Raw genomic sequence first — 3,697 nt, forward strand, 5'->3', positions numbered from 1 at the left:
TCGCTGAACTAATCGGTTCAGTTTAGCTGTTTAGGGAATTCGCCAACGGTATCCCATGCTCACCTCACCCTACCAGGGGAATTAGGTAATTTTCTCTTTGGTAAATGGAAACAGCAAGTTTACCAAACAGAGCTATTCGAGACATTTCGCCAAGCACACTATAGCGCTCAAGCAGTTTATCAGTTACCCTTTACAGTTGCCGAAGGTTTAGCAGCAAAACACGGAATTAAACGAGAGGTCTTTTTATCCCGTATTCAAGAACAAATGACCTTGAATGAAAAATTGCGCTTTCAAAGTTCAGCCAACCGCACAGAAGTAGAAATCGACATTAATTTAGGTCGTCTCCCCCTAACTCGTTTGGCGCTGTATATCCTATCTTTGCCATTGGATACTCGCAAACAGCAGTGGGATATCTTAAACCAAGCATTAGAGAAATCTGCTGCTTTCACATTAAGAAAATCACCCCTAAAACTAGGACGAGTAGCCGCAGTTCTAGATTGCAGCTACTCCAGTTCAGGTTCAGCCGAAAAACATCGTCGTCCTCTAGGGGTAGCCTTATCTACTCATTATTTACTAAAAGCAGCATCCCAGGAATACCATGCCTTTTGGACAGCATCAACCAGCGATCCACTGCTGATTCTACCTCGTGGACAAACAGACCTCGCTACTCCCCTACTGGATGCTTTGGACTGGGGCGCAGATTTAGTAGTACTTGTAACCGATGGTTGGGAAAACGACCCCCCCAGTGGAGCATCGGAAATTCTGCGTGTATATCGCGATCGTTTAGACCCGAAACAAAAAACTTCCATTATTCATTGCAATCCTGTTTACAATGCCGATGACTTTTCTTTACATCCCCTTAGTCCCACAATTCCCACAGTAGGATTACGAGATGCAGAAGATTTACCTACGATGTTGGGCTTTGCCCGGTTCGCTGAAGGTTCTGCATCTTTAGCTGAATTAGAATCATATTTAGCAGAGCGAGTCAAGCAAATGTTAAGGGTGTAAAGTATAGAGTTTGCAACAATTAAATTGATTTATTTTCAATAGCTTAAATAAAATACTTTCGTCCAAAAAATCTCTTCTCTGTAAAGTTTATCCCACAATTATCGGAACATAAAATAGTTAGATTAATTAAATTTAGATTACTTATGAAACCACTACATTACTTAATCTTTCATCCTGACTACGCAAGAAAAAAAACTGAAGTCCAAGCTAAGGTTTTGATGGATGATAAACTTACAGATTGGCAAGGTAATGTTTGGGTGGATGAACCGTGCAAAAATGAAGACCCATTCGTATTTTCAGAAAGCTGGCTTTATTCATACTGTCATGCTACTCAATTAAGAAGAAAACCTATATCAAAATCTTCTCATGTCACAGCAGGATCATATATTTTTTTCTCTAGTGGAGATGCTGTCAATAAAAATACTATTCAGCTAGATACAGTTTTTGTTGTAGATCATAGTGCTAAGTGGCCGGATAACCAGCAAGGAATACCTGAAGAGTTCCAACAGGATTATAAAAATAATAAATCTGAGCGATGGGAGAGACATTTTAAATACTCTTTTCTTGGTCAGCATACTGGAAAATATACCTATGTAAGTAAGCAATGGTTTGATAGCAAAGATGAGTATTCTTTTTTGCCAATTTCTCAAAATGGCGATAGAGTAGAGTTTAATTTAGGATTACTTACATCAAATATTCAATCGAAGATAAAAGACAAAGTAAATGGGAAATATCCAGTAACATTAAGCGAGGAACAAAAAACAGAATTACTACAAATAACATTATCTCTAACAAGTATTAAAGTAATCGGAAATCTGAAGCGGCAGGATGACAAGATCAAAATAATAAATCCTGGTAATATAAGCTGTGGAGCAAAGTTAGTAAAGTTAGTAAAGTGTTAGGTTTAGTATAGCTACACTCAATACAATATCACTATAAAATTTTAGATATTAAAGACAAAAAACTGGATTCAGGAGAACATAACAGAAACTGATATTGCTCAAGATACGGTGTTGCTTAAAGTTAATAAAAATAGACCCACCATCCTATGTCATCCAAAAGCAATCTGTTAGCAGACATATCACTCAAAGGACTAGAAATTGCTCCTTCTCAAATACGAGGAGCAGTGCGGATTGTGCCATTATTGCGCCATCAAGTACGTAACGATTTGCGCTTGCTGCGTCGTAGCTACGATGAGGATTTAACAGTTGTTTCCTTAGCAGGAGAAATGACAGCACCAGGAATGAAATATTTTTCCTATATTCCTCACGGACTAGTGTTGTCTTGGACTAATGACGGCAGTCCTGTGGGGGCTTTTGGGGGACAGCTTTTTAAAACAGATGGTAAACAGCTAAACTATGGTTGTGCCAGTGTCCGGTTAATGCACCGGATGGTGAAGCGGGAATCTAGTAATCAACTGAGATTTTTGCCACTGCACTTGGCAATGGAAGGCTTTTTATCAATGTTTTTCTCTGGCCCCGATATTGCCTGGAGTGAATATTCTAAGTATGCCCTTTCTCATGGGCTGGGTAGCCGAATGGAAAGCTCTTTTAGTGGACGTTACATTGCTGGACTTGAAGATGCTTTGCGGGTATTTGAAATTCACTCTCGACAGGTTGGGGTATTAGTATTTGTTGCCGAAGCATTAGCATCAGCTTTTGTAGTACCGACACCAGAGGACTATCGACTTTTGCACAATAGCTTGTTAGAAGATTTCTATGGTGAGTTATTGTACCAATACGCGTTGCTGCACGATACAACTTTTCCCATGAGTGTATCTTTAGATGAGTCAAAAATTAATAATTTAACAGCTTTGAGAGCAGCAGTACAAAATATGCGTTCAGATTGGGCATCGTTTCAGGGTTTCATGGCAGAGGGACTGCTAGGACGCAAGTTAATTTCCCAAAAAGTCTATACTGCTGGTTCCTTCATGTTACAAAGATTTATTACTGACCTCAACCCCAATGAAGAAAATCATATTGGGGAAGCGATTATTCGAGAGAATGGGGAATTGGAGTATTTGAAGATTTACCGCTTATCAGGAATGCAGACTCGCCGAGTTTATTTGCTGAGTCAGTTAGCGGAGCATAATTGGAATTTGGATGCTACAGCTAGGAAATTGGGCAATACACGAGAGGAATTTGTGCTGCGTTTAGAAAAAGTGGGTTTTGGTTATTTGCTCAATGCAGAAGTACGACAAGCAGCATTGAAAAAAGTTAAGGGTAAAAGGTGATATTGTCTTGCTAAGATTCAGCATTAATTTGTAAAGTTTTGATTTCAATACATTCGCAAATTCCCGAAAAAGTAAGCTGTTGCACGTATAACTTGCACTTTTTAGACTCTGCAACATTGGTAACTATTTAATGCTCTAGAAGATTACAGTCGCAACACCTTATAACACTTACTTAAACGGGGTGAACACACCTAAAAAAGCGAAGAAAGGCTGCCAAAATCTACCAGCAAACACTGAAGATTCTACGCAGTGAACAACAAGATATTCAACAATATTTCGCTTATTAAAAGCTACCAGCCTCTTATCCTTGCAATCCGGGTGTTTGATAAACTCGTGTTGGGAAATTTTCTAAAACATCAGTTTCACTGCTACTAGACTCATGTGCAGGTGCTACATCTTCTTCTGGTAATGGCAACATCCGCGCGGCTGACTCAATCCGTTCATGTAATGCTTGTG

General features: G+C 39.2%; 3 protein-coding genes. All 3 read left to right on the forward strand.

Translation table 11 applies throughout. The annotated features are described in order from the left end of the window. Positions 1-264 precede the first annotated feature (264 nt). The 3 genes from HWQ39_RS15030 to HWQ39_RS15040 all read left to right on the forward strand — a co-directional run bounded on the left by HWQ39_RS15030 (position 265) and on the right by HWQ39_RS15040 (position 3,241). Complete coding sequence (locus HWQ39_RS15030; protein ID WP_366932275.1) at positions 265-1,008, forward strand: hypothetical protein; 744 nt, start codon at positions 265-267, stop codon at positions 1,006-1,008. Positions 1,009-1,151: 143 nt separating this feature from the next. Continuing rightward, a complete protein-coding gene (locus tag HWQ39_RS15035) occupies positions 1,152-1,910 on the forward strand; it encodes a hypothetical protein (protein ID WP_292846217.1) in 759 nt (252 codons plus the stop codon). 146 nt (positions 1,911-2,056) lie between these two features. Continuing rightward, entirely contained in the window at positions 2,057-3,241 is a 1,185-nt protein-coding gene (locus HWQ39_RS15040; RefSeq protein WP_292846221.1) for a hypothetical protein, read from the forward strand. Positions 3,242-3,697: the final 456 nt, after the last annotated feature.

Origin of the sequence: Nostoc sp. NMS8, from assembly GCF_017115045.1 — a bacterium.
In the GTDB taxonomy this organism is placed as follows: Bacteria; Cyanobacteriota; Cyanobacteriia; order Cyanobacteriales; family Nostocaceae; genus Nostoc.

Excerpts from the sequence above, each read along its gene's own strand:
- HWQ39_RS15030 (WP_366932275.1), top strand. The coding sequence starts at position 265 with ATGACCTTGAATGAAAAATTGCGCTTTCAAAGTTCAGCCAACCGCACA.
- HWQ39_RS15035 (WP_292846217.1), top strand. The coding sequence starts at position 1,152 with ATGAAACCACTACATTACTTAATCTTTCATCCTGACTACGCAAGAAAA.
- HWQ39_RS15040 (WP_292846221.1), top strand. The coding sequence starts at position 2,057 with ATGTCATCCAAAAGCAATCTGTTAGCAGACATATCACTCAAAGGACTA.